The organism is Streptomyces bohaiensis, from assembly GCF_012033785.1.
Lineage (GTDB): Bacteria > Actinomycetota > Actinomycetes > Streptomycetales > Streptomycetaceae > Streptomyces > Streptomyces bohaiensis.
This window is the reverse complement of record NZ_JAAVJC010000309.1, coordinates 1-5,357: the sequence shown is the minus strand read 5'-3', so window position 1 is coordinate 5,357 and position 5,357 is coordinate 1. Positions and strand designations below refer to the sequence as shown.

Annotated in this window: 5 protein-coding genes; 3 read left to right on the top strand and 2 right to left on the bottom strand. The window is 74.1% G+C overall.

The window, feature by feature from the left end:
* Positions 1 to 216: 216 nt before the first annotated feature.
* Positions 217 to 1,566, top strand: a complete 1,350-nt coding sequence (gene hmgA, locus HCN52_RS21570; RefSeq protein WP_168090112.1) for a homogentisate 1,2-dioxygenase — start codon at positions 217 to 219, stop codon at positions 1,564 to 1,566.
* A 24-nt stretch (positions 1,567 to 1,590) separates the two neighbouring features.
* Positions 1,591 to 2,346: a GntR family transcriptional regulator gene (locus HCN52_RS21565; RefSeq protein WP_168090111.1), complete on the top strand. Its 756-nt coding sequence runs from the start codon at positions 1,591 to 1,593 to the stop codon at positions 2,344 to 2,346.
* A gap of 171 nt (positions 2,347 to 2,517) precedes the next feature.
* On the opposite strand, the gene HCN52_RS21560 is transcribed toward HCN52_RS21565, so the two are convergent.
* The gene (locus HCN52_RS21560; protein WP_168090110.1) at positions 2,518 to 2,781 is read right to left on the bottom strand and encodes a hypothetical protein; all 264 of its coding nucleotides are present in this window, start codon (positions 2,779 to 2,781) and stop codon (positions 2,518 to 2,520) included.
* A 407-nt stretch (positions 2,782 to 3,188) separates the two neighbouring features.
* Here HCN52_RS21560 and HCN52_RS21555 point away from each other — a divergent pair, with 407 nt between their 5' ends.
* Positions 3,189 to 4,298 carry a DUF5925 domain-containing protein gene (locus tag HCN52_RS21555; RefSeq protein ID WP_168090109.1) on the top strand — a complete coding sequence of 370 codons (1,110 nt, stop codon included), beginning with the start codon at positions 3,189 to 3,191 and terminating at the stop codon, positions 4,296 to 4,298.
* 99 nt (positions 4,299 to 4,397) lie between these two features.
* Here HCN52_RS21555 and HCN52_RS21550 read toward each other — a convergent pair whose 3' ends face one another.
* On the bottom strand, positions 4,398 to 5,237 hold the full coding sequence (locus HCN52_RS21550; RefSeq protein WP_168090108.1) for an aldo/keto reductase: 840 nt from the start codon (positions 5,235 to 5,237) through the stop codon (positions 4,398 to 4,400).
* Positions 5,238 to 5,357 lie beyond the last annotated feature (120 nt).

Sequence of the window (5,357 nt, the reverse complement as noted above, 5' to 3'; positions counted from 1 at the left end):
GGCGGCCGGTGCCCGGGGCACCGGCCGCCGCGGGCGCGCCGCCCCGGCGCGGCCGGACAACGTCCCGCGCTCCGGCGACCGGCGGACACGTGGCCCGATCAGGTGCGCGGGCGTTGACGTGACGTCACCCCTATTCCTATGGTCTGACAAAGGAATCTCGGGGTGCCCGGCACCCCGCGGAGCGACCGGTGGTGCACCGGGGATGCCGAGGGCGCAATGACGGACCACCACGACGCGCGGACGACGGCCGGCACGCCGGCGATCGGGACCGGCCCCGGCGGCCGCGCCCTGCTGAGCGGCTTCGGGAACGAGCACCAGAGCGAGGCCGTCCCCGGCGCGCTCCCCCGGGACCGCAACTCCCCGCAGCGCGCACCCCTCGGGCTCTACGCCGAGCAGCTCTCGGGCAGCGCCTTCACCGAGCCCCGGGCACGCACCCGGCGCTCCTGGCTGTACCGGGTGCGGCCCTCGGCGGCCCACCCGGCGCTCACCCGCGTCGACAACCGCGACCTGCGGTCGGCGCCCTTCGACGAGACCGTCCCCGATCCGAACCGGCTGCGCTGGGACCCGCTGCCCGCCCCGGCGGCGGGCACGGACTTCGTCGACGGCCTGTGGACGCTCGGGGGCAACGGGGACGCCCGGCAGCGCAGCGGCATGGCGATCCACCTCTACCGTGCCGACACCTCGATGCCGGACCGGGTGTTCGGCAACTCCGACGGCGAGCTGCTGATCGTCCCGGAGCGCGGCACCCTGGAGCTGCGGACCGAGTTCGGCCCGCTGACCGTCCCGCCGGGCCACGTGGCGCTGGTGCCGCGCGGGGTGCGGTTCGCCGTCGACGTCGCGGCCGGCGAGAGCGTCCGCGGGTACGTCTGCGAGAACTACGGCGCCCCTTTCGAACTGCCGGAACTCGGACCGATCGGCGCCAACGGCCTGGCCGATGCCCGCGACTTCCTGGCTCCGACGGCCGCCTTCGACGACGTGGACCGCCCGGTGGAGGTCGTCACCAAGTTCTGCGGCAACCTCTGGTCCGCCACGCTGGACCACTCACCGCTCGACGTGGTCGCCTGGCACGGCAACCACGTGCCGTACGTCTACGACCTGCGCCGCTTCAACGTCATCGGCACCATCAGCTACGACCACCCCGACCCCTCGATCTTCACGGTGCTCACCTCGCCGTCGGACACCCCGGGTCTGGCCAACGCGGACTTCGTGGTCTTCGCGCCCCGCTGGCTGGTCGGCGAGGACACCTTCCGGCCGCCCTATTTCCACCGCAACGTGATGAGCGAGTACATGGGGTTGATCGAAGGGGCCTACGACGCCAAGGCGGCGGGCTTCCTCCCGGGGGGCGGTTCACTGCACAATATGATGTCCGCGCACGGCCCCGACCGGGAAACCTTCGACCGGGCGAGCGACGCGGACCTGGTGCCGCAGAAGGTGGACGACGGACTGGCGTTCATGTTCGAGACGCGCTGGCCGGTCACCCTGGCCGGGCAGGCACGCTCCGCCGGGCACCTCCAGCAGGACTACGACACCGTGTGGGACGGTCTCCGGCGGAACTTCCGTTCCTGAGCCCCGCGCCCCCGGGAGTACGGCATGAGCGTCTTCGCCCCCGACACCGTCGAGCTGAACCGCAAGCTGCCGCTGTGGTACCAGGTCTCGCAGTCGCTCCGCGCCTCCATACTCGGCCGGCGGCCGCAGGAGCCGCTGCGCCTGCCGACCGAGGAACGGCTGGCAGGCCACTACGGCGTCAGCGTCCTCACCATGCGGCAGGCCCTGAAGGAGTTGGAGACCGAGGGGCTGATCAGCCGCCACCGGCGCCGCGGCACCTTCATCGAACCCGACGTGCCGCGCGGCACACCGGTGCCGCTGCTCGGCTCGGTCGACGCCATCGTGGCGCAGCAGTCCGGGGAGCTGAGCACGCTGCTGGCCCGGCAGCGGACCGGTGTCCCGCCCGAGGTGGCGGAGCACTTCCCGGGGCTGGACGAGGTGGTGGCGTTCCGGCGGCTGCGGCGCGACCCGGAGAGCGGTGAGCCGACCAACTGGGCCGAGAACCTGCTGCCGCCGGACATCGCCGAGCGGGTGGACGCCGACCTGCTGGAGCGGTGGCCGATGACGAAGGTGCTGCGGGACGAGGCGGGGGTGGCGGTGCGCCGGATCGACAACACGGTTCAGTCCCGGCTGGCCGACCCGGGGACGGCGCGGCTGCTGGAGGTCCCGCTGCTCAGCCCGATCCTGCACTGTACCGGCATCTCCTACGACGACCGGGGCCGGATCGTGGACGTCGTCCGTATCCACTACCGGGGGGACCGGTTCTCGTTCGCGGTGTCGGTGGACGCCGACCCGCGCTGAGGTCGCGCGGGCCGCAGTCCGGTGGGCGCGGCGTCCGGCGCCGGGAGAGCGGGCACCGGGAGAGGCCGTCGCCGACCTCGTGACCGCGTGCCGAGGGCCCGTCGGGGCGGGGGCCGTCCGGGGACGGTCCACCACCCGCCGACGGGCCGTCGGGCGGAGTGTCGTCGGCGGTCAGCCGCGACCGCCGAAGAGCGTGCGGCGGAGCCGCCGCAGCGGAGCCAGGAGGTGCACCCGGGCCCCGCGGGAAGCCGGTGCCGGGCGCGCGTCGCGCCGGGTCAGCTCCTGCATCAGCCTGGTGGCGTCCTCCGAGTCCTGCTGCGGAACGGCGGGACCCGCGAGCACGCTCAGATGGCGCTCAAGGCGCGGTCCGGACGCACCGCTCCGGCACTCGACCGCAGGCACACGGGGCCTGCTGCGCACTGTTATCCGATCCATGCCTCTCCCACCCGTAACTGGGCCACCCGGTCCGGGGCGATCCACCCTAACGCCCCGCCAAGGCGGCAGAGTATCCCGGACCCATGATTCACCTTTCCCGCAAGGGTGTTGACGAACACACCGGGGTCGTGACGGCCAGGCGCACTGCCGGGGCGCACCACCCCACGGCGTGCCGCCGGACGCGCGCTGTACCGCACATCCGTTCCTCGGGGAGGTACACCCTCGCACACCCGCCCGCGCCATCTGACGCACGGTCACACGGCGCGCCGCCGCAGGCCGCCGGGGTGCCGCCGCCCGTGGCGGCGGGCGGCGCCCGGCCGTGCGGTGCGAAGGAGGCGTCGCGCCCCTGGGTCGGCTCGCGCATAAGTACGTGCGCCCGGGGCGCCCGATGGCCGATCATGGGCGGTATGCACGCCGATCACCGCCCGTCCCGCTCGGAGGAACAGCCGCCCTTCGGTCTCGTCGTCAACGACCCCACCTCCCCCGGGGAGGTCATCGACGCCCTCCTCATCGCCGGCTACGCCTCGGGGGACTACCCCTACGCCCGGAGCCGACGGCTCCGCCAGGTCCGGGAGGAGCACAGCCTGCTCCCCGCCGACGTCCGGATCCGCCACAGTTCCCGCGGCTCCGACAACGACGCGGTGCTCGCCGCCGGGGACGGGTTCCTCGTGCGCGCCCAGCGCTGGCAGTTCGGCGCGCAGGTGACCGTCGTCGCCCGCAGTGACGAGGTCGCCGAGCGGGCGCTGAAGGAGGCCGTGGACGGGGCGGAGCAGCCGGAGGAGACCGAACCCGCGCAAGTCTCGATGGGGTTCTGGCACTTCTCCCCCAGCAACGGCCCGGTCCGCACGGCGCGCAGCATCAGCGCCGCGTCGTGGCCGGAGGCCCGTCCCAACTACGCGGCGCCGGTGGCGACCGCGATGGACCGGCTGATGGCGACCACCGCCGAGGACGTGTCGGGCCGGCTGGTGCTGCTGCACGGCCCGCCGGGCACCGGCAAGACCTCGGTCCTGCGCACCCTGGCGCGCTCCTGGCGCGACTGGTGCCAGGTCGACTGCGTCCTGGACCCGGAGCGGCTGTTCAACGACGTCGGCTACCTGATGGACGTGGCCATCGGCGAGGAACCGGACGACGAGGACGACGGCCGGTGGCGGCTGCTGCTGCTGGAGGACTGCGACGAGCTGATCCGCGGCGGCGCCAAGGACGCTGCCGGCCAGGCCATGTCCCGGCTGCTGAACCTCACGGACGGCCTGCTGGGACAGGGCCGCCGCGTCCTCGTCGGCATCACCACCAACGAGGACCTGGAGCGGCTGCATCCCGCGGTGGTGCGGCCCGGGCGGTGCCTGGCCCGCATCGAGGTCGGCAGGCTCTCCCGGCGGGAGTCGGTGGAGTGGCTGGGCGGCGAGGAGGGCGTCGGGCGCGAGGGCGCCACGTTGGCGGAGCTGTTCGCGCTGCGCCGCGGCGCGGACCCCGGCGCCGCCCAGGACCGTGCGTCCACCGGCGACGGCCTCTACCTCTGATCATGTGTGCGGGACAGGGCCGGGGCGTCGTCCCGGAACCCGCGCGCGGCGGGTCCGGGACGACGGCGGGGCTCGAGCGTGAAGGCGGGGCGCCGCCTCTCAGAACTCCTCGTAGTGCGCGGGGTCCTGGTCGGCGAGCCGGCCCTCGGGGCGCGCCAGCGAGGCGATCCGCGCCATCTCCTCGTCGCTCAGCTCGAAGCCGAACACGTCCAGGTTGGCAGCCTGCCGTTCGGGCGAGGTGGCCTTGGGCAGCGGGATCGCGCCGAGCTGGAGGTGCCAGCGGAGGACCAGCTGCGCCACGGTGACCCCGAGGTTCTTGGCGATCCCGGTCAGCACCGGCTCGTCGAAGAGGTCGCGGGCGCGCGCCAGCGGGCTCCACGACTGGGTGAGGATGCCGTGGTCGGCGTCGTAGGCGCGCTGCTCGTTCTGCGGGAAGTAGGGGTGCAGTTCGATCTGGTTCACCGCGGGCGTCACCCCGGTCTCGGCGGTGAGGCGGTCGAGGTGCTCGGGCAGGAAGTTGCAGACGCCGATGGCCCGCACCAGCCCGCGGTCCCGCGCCTCGACCAGCGCCTGCCACGCCTCGACGTACCGGTCGGTGCGGGGGTTCGGCCAGTGGATGAGGTAGAGGTCCAGGTACTCCAGGCCGCTGCGGTAGACGGACTCCTCGACGGCGGCGAGGGCATCGGCGTGGCGGTGGTGGCGGCCGGGCAGCTTGGAGGTGACGACGATCTCCTCGCGCGGGACCGCCGAGTGCCGGACGGCGCGGCCGACGGCTCCTTCGTTGTCGTAGTTGGCGGCCGAGTCCAGCAGCCGGTAGCCGGCGCGCAGTCCGGCGCCGATCGCCTCGACACCGGCGGCGCCCTTCAGCTTGTAGGTGCCCAGGCCGATGGCGGGCAGGGACAGGCCGTGCGGGGACGACAGGACAGGGACATCGCCCATGACGGGGCTCCTCGGGGGTGGTGGCCGCCCGGCGGGCCGCCGGCAGCGGCCCGCGCGGTGGCGGGCGGTTCGGTGGACAGCCGGTACCCGGCCACCGTAGCCCGGTGCGCGGCGCCGGCG

What these genes read in the sequence shown, in the direction of transcription:
- hmgA (WP_168090112.1), top strand. Translation starts at nt 217, where the DNA reads ATGACGGACCACCACGACGCGCGGACGACGGCCGGCACGCCGGCGATC.
- HCN52_RS21565 (WP_168090111.1), top strand. Translation starts at nt 1,591, where the DNA reads ATGAGCGTCTTCGCCCCCGACACCGTCGAGCTGAACCGCAAGCTGCCG.
- HCN52_RS21560 (WP_168090110.1), bottom strand. Translation starts at nt 2,781, where the DNA reads ATGGATCGGATAACAGTGCGCAGCAGGCCCCGTGTGCCTGCGGTCGAG.
- HCN52_RS21555 (WP_168090109.1), top strand. Translation starts at nt 3,189, where the DNA reads ATGCACGCCGATCACCGCCCGTCCCGCTCGGAGGAACAGCCGCCCTTC.
- HCN52_RS21550 (WP_168090108.1), bottom strand. Translation starts at nt 5,237, where the DNA reads ATGGGCGATGTCCCTGTCCTGTCGTCCCCGCACGGCCTGTCCCTGCCC.